We start from the raw sequence: 14,066 nt of genomic DNA on the forward strand, positions 1-14,066 counted from the left end.
GCCCGCTCGTCGGCGTGCGTATGCATTCATGGCGGCGCCTTGGCGGCGGAAGGAATGTCCAGCCAGCTCGCATCGATCTCGGGCAGCGGAATGGCCGCGATGAGATCGCGCGTGTAGCTTTGTCGCGGCTTGTCGAACAAGGCGTCGGTGGCGCTCGCTTCGACGATCGCGCCTTCGCGCATGACGATCACTTGCCGGCACAGCCGCCGGATGACAGACAGATCGTGGCTGATGAAAGCGACGGTCAGCCCCATCTCCGCGGCAAGCTGCTCCAGCAGGGTCAGGATCTGCGCCTGCGTCGACACGTCGAGCCCGGAGACGATCTCGTCGGCCAGCACGAATTTCGGCGACAGTGCCAGAGCGCGCGCAATGCCGACGCGCTGGCGCTGGCCGCCCGACAGTTCGTGCCGATAGCGGCTGGCGAAACTTTGCGGCAGGCCAACACGCTGCAGCGCCTCGGCGACGCGATTCTTGAGATTGTCGCCAAGACCATTCTGCTTCAAAGGCGCGGCGATAATGCTGGCAATGGTGCGGCGCGGGTTGAGCGACGACATCGGATCTTGAAAAATCATCTGCAGATTGCGCCGCAGCGGCCGCAGCTCCGCTTCCGGCAGATTGGTGATGTCGCGGCCGTCGAAGTTGATGCTGCCGGCGCTTGGCTCCAGCAGGCGCACCAGCGCGCGGCCGAGCGTCGACTTGCCCGAACCGGATTCGCCGACAATGCCGGTCACCGAGCCCCGCGGCAGGTCGAAGTCCAGGCCCTTCAGGATTTCGACCAATGGCGCGCGGCCGATCAGTGGCTTGCGCGTCATGTCGGGCAGCGCGACCTTCAGCCCGCGCACGGAGAACAACGGTTCAACCATGCGGCCGCCTCCAGGCTTGGTCGGCGGCAGCGATCTCCGAAGCAAGTCCGGCCAGCACCGCCTCGTCCACCGGTCTTAGCGAGGCGAAAGGATCGGTGTAGCGTGGCGTCGCCGCGATCAGCGCCCGTGTGTAGGGGTGCTGCGGCGCGGCGAAGAGCGCTGCGGTCTCGGCCTCCTCCACCACCTTGCCGGCATAGAGCACCGAGACCCTCTGGCTGATCTTGGCGACGACGCCGAGATCATGGGTGACGAACAGGATCGCCGTGCCATGCTCGCGCTGCAACGCAGCGATCAGCCGCAGGATCTGCTTCTGCACGGTGACGTCGAGCGCCGTGGTCGGCTCGTCGGCGACGATCAGCCGTGGCTCGGCGGCGAAGGCGGCAGCGATCAGCACGCGCTGGCGCATGCCGCCGGACAGTTCGTGCGGATAGCTTTTGAGCACGCGGTCGGGGTCGCGGATCTGCACCTCGTCCAGCAACTGGCGAATGCGGGTATCGGCCTTCTCGCCACTCCAGCCGAGGATGCGCACCAGCCGGTCGGTCATCTGCGAGCCGATGCGGCGTGACGGGTTGAGAGCGGTCAGCGGGTCCTGCGGGATCAGCGCCGTGCGTGCCCCAATCAGCGTGCGCCGTGCCTTGGGCTGCAATTTGCCGAGGTCTTCGCCCTCAAGCAACATATCGCCTTCGACGATGCGCACGCTCGACGGCAGCACGCCGAGCACCGCCTTGCCGATCATCGTCTTGCCGGCGCCGCTTTCGCCGACCAGCGCGCGGACCTCGCCGGGCTGGACGGAGAGCGACACCGAGCGCAGCACGCGCTGGCTGTTGGGCAGCACGGCGCTCAGATCCCTGATGTCGAGACAGGCGCTCATCGCAGCACCGGATCGAAACGCGTCTTCAGCGCCTCGCCGAACTGGCTGAACGACAGCACGGTGAGGATCAGCGTGATCAGCGGAAATACAAGCACCCACCAGGCCTGGTGGATCGACAGCCGGCCCTCGGCGATGATGCCGCCCCAGGTCGGGTCGTCGGTCGAGATCGACAGATTGACGAAGGACAGGATCGCCTCGACGATGACGGCGATGCCCATTTCCAGCGACAGCAGCGCCACGATTGACGGCACCACATTGGGCAGCACTTCGCGCAGCATGATGCCGATGCGGCCATAGCCGGCGATGCGGGCATTCTCGACATAGTCCATGCGCGACTGGCCCATCGTCTCGGCACGGATCACCCGGCAGAAACGCGTCCAGTCGATGATGGCGATGGCGAGGATGACGGAACTCAAGCCTGTGCCGAGCACCGCAACCAAAAGGATGGCGAACAGCACCGGCGGAAATGCCATCCAGACATCGACGATGCGCGAGATGATGCGGTCGGCCCAGCCGCCGAAATAGCCGGCTATCAGCCCCAGCATCGAGCCGACCAGGCAGGCGGCGATGGCCGCGGCGAAAGCGACGATGAAGGCGATGCGGCCGCCGAAGATCAGCCGGGACAACAGATCGCGGCCGAGGCTGTCGGTGCCGAGCCAATAGCCGGGTTCGGCGCCGGCCATCCAGAACGGCGGCAACCGTTCCAGCATCAAATCCTGCGCCAGCGGATCCTGCGGCGCGACCAGCGGCGCGAAGATTGCCGCCAGAAGCGCCAGCAGCAACCAGCCGCCGGCCAGCCACAGACGCGGCGACACAGCTCGTCTTTGAGCGCGGCCCTCATCCATGGCGCAGCCTTGGATTGAGCAGTGCGTACATCATGTCGACGCTGAGGTTGATCAGCACGAACAACAGCGCGAAGACCAGAACGATGCCCTGGATCAGCGGCAGGTCGCGGTTGATGACGGCGTCGATCGCCATGTTGCCGAGGCCCTCATAGGAAAACAGCCGTTCGACGATGACGGTGCCGCCGATGAGGAAGGTGAACTGCACGCCGACCAGCGTCAGCGTCGGCAGCGCGGCATTCTTCAGCGCTTCGCGCAGGATGACCTGTGTTTCCGAGAATCCCTTGACCCGCGCCAGCACGACGTAGTCGAGGTCGAGCACTTCCTTCAGCGACTGTTTCAGCAGCTGCGAGATGATCGCCGCCAGCGGCAGCGCCAGCGCCACGGCCGGCATCAGCATGTGTTTCAGGAGATCCCAGGTCAGGTCGAGGCGCAGACGAAGCAAGCTCTCGAACAGATAAAACTGGGTGACGAAGGGTAGGTCGAGTTGCGGCGACACCCGGCCGGAAATGTCGAAGATCGGCACCAGCACGCCGAACAGCAGGATCAGCACCAGGCCCCACAGGAAGTCGGGAATGGAAAGCGCCGCGCCGCTGGCGATGTCGATGCCGGCCTCGACCGCCGTGCCGCGTTCGCGCGCGCCGATGATTGCCGTCGTGCCGCCGAGCGCCACCGCCATCACAAGCGCGACGATGGCAAGCTCCAGCGTCGCTGGCAGCCGGTTGAAGACGAGACCCAGCACATCCTGCCTGAGCGAAATCGAGGTGCCGAAATCGCCCCTGGCGACGCCTGACAGCCAGATGAAGAATTGCTGCACGATGGTCTTGTCGAGGCCGTAGAGCGCTCGCAGCCGGGCAATGTCGGCATCCGTAGCACCAGGCGGCAGCATCATGGCGATCGGATCGCCGGGCGCGACGCGGATCACGACAAAGACGACGACGGCCACGCCGAACAGCGTGATCAGCATCGTCAGCAGACGGATCAGGAATCTTTGCAGGAGCATTCTGGCGTAGGCCTAATGCGTTTCGGTGACTGATGGAACGAAGACCCCTCATCCGGCCGCTTCGCGGCCACCTTCTCCCCGAGGGGAGAAGAGGTCGCTGACGGCTGAGCCGGTCTCTTCTCCCCAGCGGGGAGAAGGTGGCCCGAAGGGCCGGATGAGGGGGCCTGCGCAAGTTGGGAGAAGGCATGCCGGCTTTGCGACAGCGCGCCTTTCTCGACTCTCTCAGGCCGGGGTCATCAGGGCCGGCAGCAGCGCGCCCGACACATGCTGAACCACATTGACGCCCTTGGCATGCACGATGGGCTGCGCATACTGCATCAGCGGCAGCACATAGGCCTGCTCGGCGATGTATTTGTCGACAGCCTTCCAGCCGGCGATGCGCTTGGCCTCGTCCTTCTCGCCCCACAGCGGGTTGATCATGTCGATCAAATCCTGGCTGTCCCACACCGAATGCGGGCTCGGGCCGTACATGGCAAAGCCGGTCGAGGTGGTCGGATCGCCGATGGCGTTGCCCCAGTTGTAGAAGGCGGCCGGCGCCAGCTTATCGGCGGCGCGCAGTTCGTAGTGCTTTGCGATCTCGTAGACCTCGATCGTCGCCTCGATGCCGACCTTGCGCCACATGCCGACGATCGCCTGGATCATCTCATAGTCCTTGGGCTTGAAGCCCTTGGTCGTCTGGATGGTGAACTTGACCGGCTTTTCCGGCGAATAGCCGGAGGCAGCCAGCAATTCCTTGGCCTTTTCCGGATTGTGCTCGACCTTGATCGACGCGTCGTAGGATGCGTATTCCGGCGTTTCCAGCGTATCGATCGGCTGTCCGTAGCCGCGCAGCAGGCGATCGACCAGCAGCTTCTTGTCGACGGCCATCACGGCGGCCTGACGGACGTTCTTGTCCAGCATCGCCTCGATGTCGTTGAAGAAGATCATGCCGATGTCGGAAACGTTCTTGCACGAGCCGGCCAGCCCGTCCTTGGCGATCAGCCGGTCATACTCCTCGTAGGGGATTTCGAGCGTCACTTGCGAGGAGCCGGATTCGATCTCGGCGACGCGGCTTGCCGCGTCGGCGACGAACTTGATCGTCACATTCTCGAAGGCCGGCTTGCCGCCCCAGTAGTTCGGGTTTGCCTTGAGCCGCAGGAAAGCGTTGCGCTCGAACTTTTCCACCATGTAGGGGCCGGTGCCGATCGGCGCCTTCTCGAAACCTTCCGCGCCGACCTTCTCGTAATAGGCCTTCGGCATGATGTAGCCGGTCAGGAACGACATCCATTTGAAATAGACCGGGTCGAACTGCACGACGTCGCCGGTGATCTTGTTGCCGTCGATCTTAAAGTTGTTGACGTTCTTCCAGACGAACTGGATCGGGTTGCCGGTCTTTTCGTCGCCTGCCCGCTGCAGCGACCAGACGACGTCCTCGGCCGTGAACGGCGAGCCGTCATGCCAGGTCACGCCTTCGCGCACCGTCATCATGATCTTCGTGCGGTCGTCGTTCCAGCCCCATTCGGTGAGCAGGCCCGGCGCGAAGGACAAATCGGGCTTCTGCGGGATGAACTGGTCGAATACCGACTGGTAAAGCCCCTGGATCGTCGGGTTGACGGCCGAAGGTCCGGTGGTCGGATCCCAGGATGGCAGGTTGACATTGTAGGCGATGGTCAGTTCGCCGGCAGCCGCCCTAGCGATCTGCGGCAGGCCGACGGCGGCCACCCCGAGTGCCGCAGCGCTGTATCCGAGCAATTCCCGTCTGTTGATTGTCATGGTCGTTCCCCTTGTTGGTTTTGTTTCTGCGCGGCGTCTTCAGGTCATTGGTTCAGGCTTCTTGGGCAGCAGCGCCTTGCCCCTCGTAGCCTCAAGGAAATCTCCGGCTCCTACCTCCCGCCAAGCTGTTGTGCGAGCATGAAGCCCGACGCCGCACCTGTGCCGGCGCCCGGCCATGTCGCGGCTCCAGTGAGGTGCAGATGCGCCACCGGCGTGTTCCAGCCGGCATAGTTGCGCGCCGGGCGGAATAAAAAGTTCTGCGCCAGATGATGGCTGCCGCAGACCTGGTCGCCACCGACGAGATTCGGGTTCTCACGCTCGAGGTCGATGGGCGAGAAGACGGCGCGGCCGAGGATCTTGTTGCGCAGGCCGGGCGCATAGGTCTCGATGATGTCGAGGACACGCTCGGCGTAGACCTCCTTGACCTTGTCCCAATGCGCTGGCGCGATCTTGCCGGCGGCATCGCCCAGGATTTCGGCGGGCAGCATGCGCACTTGCACCCACAGCACATGCTTTCCCTGAGGCGCCCGCGACGGGTCGATCGCCGTCGGCTGGCCGACCACCAGCACAGGCTCGTCCGGCAGCATGCCCGCCATGGCCTGCTGATAGGTGCGCGACATGGCGTCGAGCGACGGCGACAGATGCACATAGGCGAACTGCCGAAGCTCCGCTCCGGCACGCCAATCCGGCAAATCGTCCAGCGCCAGGTGGATCATCATCGTGCCTGGCGCATGGCGGAATTTCTGCATCGCCGTGTCGAAGCCGGCGTCGCCCGAACCATTGGGCAGCAGCTTGCCCGTCAGCGCCTTGGGCGCGACGCCGGCAATGACTGCCCTGGTGGCGGTATGCGACTCGCCCGAAGGGAGCCGTACGCCGGTCGCCCTGCCGGCGGAAACCGTGATCTCGGCGACTTCGGCGCCGGTGACGATCTTGCCGCCGGCGGAGGTCACCATGCCAGAGAGGGCACGGATGATGGTATCGGCGCCGCCCTTGCCCAGCACCATGCCGAAACTCTGGTTGGCCATCGATTCCAGATAGGGGAACACGGCACCGCCGGCGATATCCGGGGCGAAGTCGAGATGCATGCCCCAAGTGGCGAGCGTTGCCCTGATATGCGGCGACTCGAAAGTTTCCTCCAGCCAGGCGCGGGGTGAGGACAGCAGCAGCCGGCCCGTATCGAGCGAACCGGCGATGCCCTTCTTGCGCCACAGGTTCCACGCCGTGCCGGCAAGCGCGCGGGCGCTCATCGGCGAACCCAGCAGCCGGAACAGGTGTTCGGCCTCTGCCGGGAAGGCGGCAACCAGCCTGCGCCATGTGGCGGCGTCGGCGGCTGAGAAGGCGGCGATGCGCGCGGCGGTCTTTTCCAGATCGTTGCTGACGCCGAACCAGCGCCCGTCAGGGAATGCGCTGGCAAAACAGTCGGCGACCGGGGCGAACTCCAGCCCCTGCGCTTTCAATTCATTTGCATATTTCCGGTGGAAGGCCGAGCCGGCGAAGAGGCTGAGATTCATCGCGCCGAAATCGTGGCGGAAGCCGGGAAGGGTGAATTCGCGCGTCTGGACGGCGCCGCCGATTGTCGCGCCGCGCTCGAAAACCCCTGTTTTCCAGCCTTTGAGCGCCAAATGCGCGGCGCATGCCAGACTGTTGTGGCCCGCCCCGACAAAGATGGCGTCGAACTCGCTCACGCCCTGTCCCCATTTCCTTTATGCTTAAAGATAATTGCAGATGCATATGTTTTCGTCTAGTAGGATATTAAGGGCCGAGACGAGCCTTGATCATCGCACGAAAGAGGGAACTTCAAACCATGGACACGCAAAAACTCCTCGGCGAAGTCGCCGGCCAGCTTCTTTCAGGCGCCATCAAGGTGGTCGACCTGTCGGCGCCGCTCGGGCCGGACACGCCGTTGATCAAGCTACCGCCGGAACTCGCCGTCGACACGCCGAAGGTCGAGATCCACAACATCTCCCGTTACGACAAGAACGGTCCGTGGTGGGCCTGGAACTGGCTGAAGCTCGGCGAACATTCGGGCACGCATTTCGACGCGCCGCAGCACTGGATCAGCGGCAAGGATTATCCGGACGGCGCCACCGACACCATTCCGGCGCAGAATTTCGTCGGCCCGGTCAATGTCATCGACTGTTCGAAGGAAGCCGCCGCCGACCCCGATTTCCTGCTCACCGTCGACCACATCAAGGCCTGGGAAGCCAAGCACGGTGCGATCAATGCCGGCGAATGGGTGGTGATGCGCACCGACTGGTACAAGCGCAACGGCTCGGAAGCCGAGTTCCTCAATGCCAACGAGACCGGCCCGCACACGCCCGGCCCGACGGCCGAAGCCATCCAGTTCCTGATCAGCAAGGATATCAAGGGCTGGGGCTCGGAGACGATCGGCACCGATGCCGGCAAGGCCGGTGGCATGGAGCCGCCATTCCCGGCGCACACGCTGATGCACAAGGCCAACCGCTACGGTCTCGCCAGCCTCTGCAACCTCGACCAGCTGCCGCCGAAGGGCGCCATCCTGATCGCGGCGCCGCTCAAGATCGAGCACGGCACCGGCAGCCCGATCCGCGCGCTGGCGCTGGTGTCGAAGCAATAAAGCGAGGTGGGTCTTCGGGAGAAGATCATGCGAGAAGGCGAAACCGGGTTGATGGCAGGTAGAGGGTGGCAGGCTTTTAACGCTAGCGCCCTACGGCGCCCCCCTCTGTCCTGCCGGACATCTCCCCCTCAAGGGGGGAGATTGGCCTTCACAATGGTTTTCGCCAATCTGCGACGTTGCAGGATTGAGTGGGGCGCCGAAGCTGCCAATCTCCCCCCGAGAGGGGGAGATGGCCGGCAGGCCAGAGGGGGGCGCCGTAGAGCGCAATTCCACGCGATTGAACTCCACTGCCCGCAAGCAAAGAGCAACCGCCAATGACCGCCCCCGATCACATCATCGTCGGCAGCGGCATCAACGCGCTGGTCTGCGCGGCGATGCTCGGCGGCAAAGGGGCGCGTGTGCTCGTCCTGGAGCGCAACGACCGCATTGGCGGTTGCTTGCGCACCGAGGAGATCACCGCACCCGGCTTCATCCATGATGTGATGGCGACGACCTTCGTGCTGTTCATCACCTCGCCGGCCTTTGCGGCACTGGGCGCCGATCTCGCGCGCCACGGGCTGGAGTTCTGCCACACGGGCACGCCGACGGGCGTGCTGCGGCCGGATGGCAGCCATGCCGTGCTCAGCACCGACCGTGCCGCCAACATCGCCGCCCTCAACGCAATCGCGGCAGGCGACGGTGACCGGCACGCGGATGATGTCGGCGGCATCGAACGCAATGCCGGCCTGCTGTTCGGCTTGCTCGGCGGCAGCCTGTGGTCCTACCCGACAGCGAAGCTGCTTGCCGGTGATGGCTGGCGGCGTGGCCCGCGCGGCCTTGCCGCCTTCCTCGGCGAAGCTCTGGTGCCGGCGCGCGGCTGGCTCGACAACACCTACCGGTCCGAAACCATCCGCGCGCTGTGGGCACCCTGGGTACTGCATGCCGGGCTTGGACCCGAGGACGCCTTCTCCGGCCAGATCGCCAAGGTGATCGCCTTCGCACTTGAGGCGGCCGGAGCACCGATCGTCAAGGGTGGGACAAAAAACCTGCTGGCGGCCTTCGAGGCTTTGATTCGGGAACGCGGCGGCGATATCCGCACCGGCGCCGATGTCGCTTCGATCGTTCAAAACAATGGCCGGGCAACCGGCGTGCGGCTGGCCTCGGGCGAGACAATCAATGCCGACAAGAGCGTCATCTGCTCGGTTACGCCAACGCAGCTCTATGGCAGGCTGCTTGGCACGGATGCACCCAAAGCCGATGTCGAGGCGACGCAAAAGTACCGCTACGGCAAAGGCAATTTCCAGATCCACTACGCCTTGGACAAACCGCCCGCATGGCCGGGCGAAGGCTTGGATAAGGTGGCGTTGCTGCACCTCACGCCCGGCCTGGATGGCGTCTCGAAAGCTTGCAACGAGGCGGCGCGCGGCATGCTGCCGGAGGTGCCGACCATCTGCGTCGGCCAGCCGCACGCGCTCGACCCGTCGCGCTGCCCGGAGGGCAAGGCGATCCTGTGGCTGCAACTGCCAGAGGCGCCTCGCCACATCAAGGGCGACGCGGCCGGCAAGCTGCAGGCGCCGGCAGACGGGCAATGGACCGATGTGCTGCGCGAAGCCTATGCCGACCGCATTGAGGCGATCCTCGCCAGCCATATCGAAGGCTTCAAGGACAGCGTCATCGCGCGCCGCGCCTATTCGCCGGCCGATCTGGAGGCGATGAACATCAACCTGGTCGGCGGTGACCCCTATGGCGGTTCCTCGACCATCGACCAGTCTTTCCTGTGGCGGCCGTTCAAGACCAGCCGCAACCATCAGACCGGCATCAAGGGTCTCTACCATATCGGCGCCTCGACCCACCCGGGTGCGGGTCTCGGCGGCGGTTCCGGCTTTCTCCTGGCGGGGAGGCTGTGATGGAAGAGAAGGTCGCGGAAAAGCGCCAGCGCATTTCGACCCTGGGGCAGATCGGGCTGCAGCAATTCGCGCCCTATCTGATGAACCGCATCATGGGCCGCTACAACGCCACCTTGCGCGACGATTTCCGCAAGCAGGGCCTGACCATCCCGCAGGTCCGCACGCTCGCCGTGCTGTCGGTCACCGACGGTATCACCGTCAACGACCTCTCGGTCTATACGGTCATCGAGCAATCAACCTTGAGCCGGACCCTCGATACGCTGGAGGGCCAGGGTCTGGTGCGACGCGAGCAGGGTGTCACCGACAGCCGAATCCGCCATGTGTTCCTGACCGACGAGGGCCGCGCCGAGTTCACCCGCGCCTGGCCGGCCATGCACGACGCGTTCGAAGCGATGTTCGACGACATCGACGATGCCGAATATTCCGCACTCATCGCTACGCTTTTGAAGATGCTGAAGAACATTCGCAAGCACGACATCTAGACCTACGCGCCGCCAGCGCTGGCGGTAACGGAAGGGAGAAAAGAATGGCCGAACGGTCTTTTGCCAGGGAAGTCGAAAAACTCAGGCTCGGTGCCGGCGAGGAGTTTGCCGGCGAAGGCATTCTCGCCATCACCAAGGCGCTGCTGCAATGCGGCGTCGGCTATGTCGGCGGCTATCAGGGCGCGCCGATCAGCCACCTGATGGACGTGCTGGCCGACGCGCAGGACATTCTGGGCGAGCTCGGCGTGCATTTCGAAGCCAGCGCCTCGGAAGCCACTGCCACCGCCATGCTGGCGGCGTCAGTGCATTATCCCATTCGCGGTGCGGCGACCTTCAAGTCGACGGTCGGCACCAACGTCGCCTCAGACGCGCTCGCCAATCTCGCCTCCGGCGGCGTCACCGGCGGCGCGCTGATCATCGTCGGCGAAGACTATGGCGAGGGCTCCTCGATCATGCAGGAGCGCAGCCATGCCTTCGCCATGAAAAGCCAGGTGTGGCTGCTCGACCCGCGACCGAACCTGCCATCGATCGTCAAGGCGGTGGAGGATGGTTTCGAGCTGTCGGAGATTTCCAACACGCCGGTCATGCTGCAGGTGCGCATCCGGTGCTGCCACGTGCATGGCCATTTCATCGCCAAGGACAACAAGCGGCCGCCGATGACGGTCGCCGATGCCCTCGACGCGCCGCGCCGCGACACCGGCCGCATCGTGCTGCCGCCCGCCTCCTTCCTGCATGAGAAGGAGAAGGTGCAGAAACGCTGGCCGGCGGCGGTCGACTTCATCGCCAAGAACAAGATCAACGAGTTCTTCGGCTCGGACCATGGCTCGGTCGGCATCGTCATGCAGGGCGGCATGTACAATTCGGTCATCCGCGCGCTGCAGCGGCTCGGCCTTGCCGACATTTATGGCGACACCGACGTGCCGCTCTATGTGCTCAATGCCGTCTATCCCTTGATCGATGACGAGTTCCTGTCGTTCTGCGAGGGCAAGCAGTCGGTGCTGGTCGTCGAGGAAGGCCAGCCCAACTACATCGAACAGGCCTTTGCTTCGATGCTGCACAAGGCCGGTCGAGGCACCAGGCTGGTTGGCAAGGAGCATCTGCCGATGGCCGGCGAATATACCGGCCAGGTCATGCTCGACGGCATCGGCGCCTTCCTGCGCGCCGAGGCGCCGCATCTGCTGCCGGGCGAGGTGCGCGCGCCCAACAAGGTCGGCGACGGAGTCGACGCAGCCGACCTGATCAATGTCGTGCCTGGCCGGCCGCCGGGCTTCTGCATCGGCTGCCCGGAACGGCCGATCTTTGCCGCGACAAAACTGGTCGAGCAGGAGCTCGGCAAGCATCACATCGCCTCCGACATCGGCTGCCATCTGTTCTCGATCATGCCGCCTTTCGAGCTCGGCGCCACCACCATGGGCTACGGGCTGGGCCCGGCCTCCGCCTCAGCCTTCAATTCGCCTGATGCCAAGCGGCGTTCCATCTCCTTCGTCGGCGACGGCGGCTTCTGGCACAACGGCCTGACCTCCTCAATTGGCAACGCGGTGTTCAACAAGAACGACGGCGTCATCGTCATCGTCGATAATTTTTACTCGGCCGCCACCGGCGGCCAGGACATCCTCTCATCCCGCGCCGGCAACAAGACCAAGTCGACGAAGCATCCGATCACCGAGGCGGTCAAAGGCATGGGCGTCAAATGGCTGCGCCATGTCGACCGCACCTATGACGTGACCAAGATGCAGGACACGCTGCGCGAGGCGCTGACGACGGAGGAGAAGGGGCCGAAAGTCATCGTCGCCTCGTCCGAATGCATGCTCAACCGCCAGCGCCGCGAAAAGCCGCTGGTCGACAAGGCGATCAAGGGCGGGACCCGTGTCGTGAAACCGAAGTTCGGCGTCGATGAGGACATCTGCACCGGTGACCATGCCTGCATGCGGCTGTCCGGCTGCCCATCGCTGTCGGTCAAGTCGCTCGACGATCCTTTGCGCGACGATCCGGTCGCGCATATCGACCAGAGTTGCGTCGGCTGCGGCAATTGCGGCGAGGTCGCCGATGCGGCGGTGCTCTGCCCGTCCTTCTATCGCGCCGACGTCGTCCACAATCCAAGCCGCTGGGATCGCTTCCTGGAAGCCGCACGCCGCGCCACCATCAGCCTGTTGCAGCGTCGCCGCGAAAGCCGGCGCCTGACTTTCGCCGATGCTTGACGCCGTCCCCCCACTTCGCGCCCACGCCGGCGCTCAGGATGGTGAGCGTGTCATCAAGCTCGCCGTGCTGGCGGTCGGCGGCCAGGGCGGCGGCGTGCTCGCCGACTGGATTACCGATGTCGCCGAGCGCAACGGCTATGTCGCGCAGTCGACCTCGGTCGCCGGCGTCGCCCAGCGTACCGGCGCCACCATCTACTATGTGGAGATGGCCCGCGACACCGGCCGGCTGCCGGTCTTTGCGCTGTCGCCCTCGCAGGGCGATGTCGACATCCTGATCGCGGCGGAGTTGATGGAAGCCGGCCGCGCCATCATTCGCGGCTTCGTCACGCCCGAGCGCACCACGCTGATCGCCTCGTCGCACCGCATTGCCGCCGTGTCGGAAAAGATCGAACCGGGCGATGGCCGGGCTTCGTCGTCGAAGGTGCATGCAACGGCGGAAGCCGCATCGAAGCGCTTCATCGCTTTCGATATGGAGAAGATCGCCGCCGACAATGGCTCGATGATCTCGGCCAGCCTGCTTGGCGCGCTGGCGGGATCCGACGCCCTGCCGTTCACGCGCGAGAGCTACGAACAGGCGATCGGTGCCGGCGGCCGGGGCGTCAAGGCCAGCCTCGCCGCCTTCGGTGCCGCGTTTGACCGTGCGCGCGGCACGGCAGAGCCGGCGCCAAAGCCGGCCGAGCCCGCGATTGTCGAATCTGCCCTGGGCGCCGGACAGGTGAGTGGCCCGCGAAACCTGCTGCAAGGCTGGCAGGCCTTGGCTGCCCGCATCGATCTGTTGCCGGTGGCCGTGCGCGACATGGCGCTTCGAGGCTTGAGAAAGGTCGTCGACTATCAGGACATCGCCTATGGGCGCGACTATCTCGACCGGTTGGACAAGGCCGTCGCGCTGGACGGGCCGATTCAGGGCTATGGCTTGTCCATCGCTGCCGCCAAGCATCTGGCCAACGCGCTGTGCTACGACGACATGATCCGCGTCGCCGATCTCAAGACACGTTCGACGCGCGACAAACGCGTGCGCCGCGAGGTCGGCGTCAAGGATGGCTCGATCCTGCAGGTCACCGAATATTTCCATCCGCGCATCGAGGAGTTCTGCGGCACGCTGCCGGCGGGTCTGGGCAGCTACATCGAGAACCGGCCGAAGCTCGCCGCCTTTCTCGACCGCCGCATCAACCATGGCCGCCGCATCCGCACCGACAGTTTTGCCGGCTTTGCAGCACTCTGGTTCATCGGTGGCCTGCGCCGCTGGCGCCGCAGCCTGCTGCGCCACAAGGTCGAGGTCGCGCATCTCGATGGCTGGTACGCGCTGGCGCTCGACCATGTGCCCCAGGATTACGCACTGGCCGTCGAAATCCTCAATTGCCGCCGGCTGATCAAGGGCTACAGCGACACCCATGTCCGGGCGCAGTCGAAATTCGACCGGGTGCTGTCCGCGCTCGACATGGTCAAGGGCCGCACCGACGCCGCCGACTGGATCCGCCGCCTGCGCGAGATGGCGCTGAAGGACGAGAAGGGCGACATGCTGGACGGTGCGCTGAAGACCGTGGCGACGCTGGGGCCGGATACAATAGGCTGA

11 protein-coding genes are annotated in these 14,066 nt (G+C 64.8%); 5 read left to right on the forward strand and 6 right to left on the reverse strand.

Annotation, left to right across the window (positions count from 1 at the left end):
* Nucleotides 1–26: 26 nt before the first annotated feature.
* The 6 genes from AC0L2D_RS07055 to AC0L2D_RS07080 all read right to left on the reverse strand — a co-directional run bounded on the left by AC0L2D_RS07055 (nucleotide 27) and on the right by AC0L2D_RS07080 (nucleotide 7,016).
* Complete coding sequence (locus AC0L2D_RS07055; protein WP_473540668.1) at nucleotides 27–863, reverse strand: ATP-binding cassette domain-containing protein; 837 nt, start codon at nucleotides 861–863, stop codon at nucleotides 27–29.
* Nucleotides 856–1,734, reverse strand: coding sequence for an ABC transporter ATP-binding protein (locus tag AC0L2D_RS07060; RefSeq protein ID WP_473540669.1), 879 nt, complete (start codon nucleotides 1,732–1,734; stop codon nucleotides 856–858). Before AC0L2D_RS07060 ends, AC0L2D_RS07055 begins: the two co-directional genes overlap by 8 nt.
* Nucleotides 1,731–2,579 (reverse strand): ABC transporter permease, encoded by an 849-nt coding sequence (locus tag AC0L2D_RS07065; RefSeq protein ID WP_013527973.1) that lies wholly within the window; start codon nucleotides 2,577–2,579, stop codon nucleotides 1,731–1,733. Before AC0L2D_RS07065 ends, AC0L2D_RS07060 begins: the two co-directional genes overlap by 4 nt.
* Nucleotides 2,572–3,579 carry an ABC transporter permease gene (locus AC0L2D_RS07070; protein WP_013527972.1) on the reverse strand — a complete coding sequence of 336 codons (1,008 nt, stop codon included), beginning with the start codon at nucleotides 3,577–3,579 and terminating at the stop codon, nucleotides 2,572–2,574. The genes AC0L2D_RS07065 and AC0L2D_RS07070 overlap by 8 nt, the downstream gene beginning before the upstream one ends.
* Before the next feature lie 222 nt (nucleotides 3,580–3,801).
* Nucleotides 3,802–5,331 carry an ABC transporter substrate-binding protein gene (locus AC0L2D_RS07075; RefSeq protein ID WP_027161803.1) on the reverse strand — a complete coding sequence of 510 codons (1,530 nt, stop codon included), beginning with the start codon at nucleotides 5,329–5,331 and terminating at the stop codon, nucleotides 3,802–3,804.
* A 110-nt stretch (nucleotides 5,332–5,441) separates the two neighbouring features.
* Nucleotides 5,442–7,016 carry a phytoene desaturase family protein gene (locus tag AC0L2D_RS07080; RefSeq protein WP_473540670.1) on the reverse strand — a complete coding sequence of 525 codons (1,575 nt, stop codon included), beginning with the start codon at nucleotides 7,014–7,016 and terminating at the stop codon, nucleotides 5,442–5,444.
* A gap of 119 nt (nucleotides 7,017–7,135) precedes the next feature.
* Between AC0L2D_RS07080 and AC0L2D_RS07085 the strand changes: the two genes are divergently transcribed.
* From AC0L2D_RS07085 to AC0L2D_RS07105, 5 genes are all read left to right on the forward strand, one after another.
* The gene (locus tag AC0L2D_RS07085) at nucleotides 7,136–7,927 is read left to right on the forward strand and encodes a cyclase family protein (protein WP_063169953.1); all 792 of its coding nucleotides are present in this window, start codon (nucleotides 7,136–7,138) and stop codon (nucleotides 7,925–7,927) included.
* Nucleotides 7,928–8,241: 314 nt separating this feature from the next.
* The gene (locus AC0L2D_RS07090) at nucleotides 8,242–9,813 is read left to right on the forward strand and encodes a phytoene desaturase family protein (RefSeq protein ID WP_473540671.1); all 1,572 of its coding nucleotides are present in this window, start codon (nucleotides 8,242–8,244) and stop codon (nucleotides 9,811–9,813) included.
* Nucleotides 9,813–10,295, forward strand: a complete 483-nt coding sequence (locus tag AC0L2D_RS07095) for a MarR family winged helix-turn-helix transcriptional regulator (protein WP_013527967.1) — start codon at nucleotides 9,813–9,815, stop codon at nucleotides 10,293–10,295. Before AC0L2D_RS07090 ends, AC0L2D_RS07095 begins: the two co-directional genes overlap by 1 nt.
* A 44-nt stretch (nucleotides 10,296–10,339) precedes the next feature.
* Nucleotides 10,340–12,493, forward strand: coding sequence for a thiamine pyrophosphate-dependent enzyme (locus tag AC0L2D_RS07100; protein WP_013527966.1), 2,154 nt, complete (start codon nucleotides 10,340–10,342; stop codon nucleotides 12,491–12,493).
* Nucleotides 12,486–14,066, forward strand: coding sequence for an indolepyruvate oxidoreductase subunit beta family protein (locus AC0L2D_RS07105; RefSeq protein ID WP_473540672.1), 1,581 nt, complete (start codon nucleotides 12,486–12,488; stop codon nucleotides 14,064–14,066). Before AC0L2D_RS07100 ends, AC0L2D_RS07105 begins: the two co-directional genes overlap by 8 nt.

This window comes from Mesorhizobium sp. WSM4833, from assembly GCF_055811095.1.

Excerpts from the sequence above, each read along its gene's own strand:
- AC0L2D_RS07085 (WP_063169953.1), top strand. The coding sequence starts at position 7,136 with ATGGACACGCAAAAACTCCTCGGCGAAGTCGCCGGCCAGCTTCTTTCA.
- AC0L2D_RS07075 (WP_027161803.1), bottom strand. The coding sequence starts at position 5,331 with ATGACAATCAACAGACGGGAATTGCTCGGATACAGCGCTGCGGCACTC.
- AC0L2D_RS07100 (WP_013527966.1), top strand. The coding sequence starts at position 10,340 with ATGGCCGAACGGTCTTTTGCCAGGGAAGTCGAAAAACTCAGGCTCGGT.
- AC0L2D_RS07090 (WP_473540671.1), top strand. The coding sequence starts at position 8,242 with ATGACCGCCCCCGATCACATCATCGTCGGCAGCGGCATCAACGCGCTG.
- AC0L2D_RS07060 (WP_473540669.1), bottom strand. The coding sequence starts at position 1,734 with ATGAGCGCCTGTCTCGACATCAGGGATCTGAGCGCCGTGCTGCCCAAC.
- AC0L2D_RS07105 (WP_473540672.1), top strand. The coding sequence starts at position 12,486 with ATGCTTGACGCCGTCCCCCCACTTCGCGCCCACGCCGGCGCTCAGGAT.
- AC0L2D_RS07070 (WP_013527972.1), bottom strand. The coding sequence starts at position 3,579 with ATGCTCCTGCAAAGATTCCTGATCCGTCTGCTGACGATGCTGATCACG.
- AC0L2D_RS07065 (WP_013527973.1), bottom strand. The coding sequence starts at position 2,579 with ATGGATGAGGGCCGCGCTCAAAGACGAGCTGTGTCGCCGCGTCTGTGG.
- AC0L2D_RS07095 (WP_013527967.1), top strand. The coding sequence starts at position 9,813 with ATGGAAGAGAAGGTCGCGGAAAAGCGCCAGCGCATTTCGACCCTGGGG.
- AC0L2D_RS07055 (WP_473540668.1), bottom strand. The coding sequence starts at position 863 with ATGGTTGAACCGTTGTTCTCCGTGCGCGGGCTGAAGGTCGCGCTGCCC.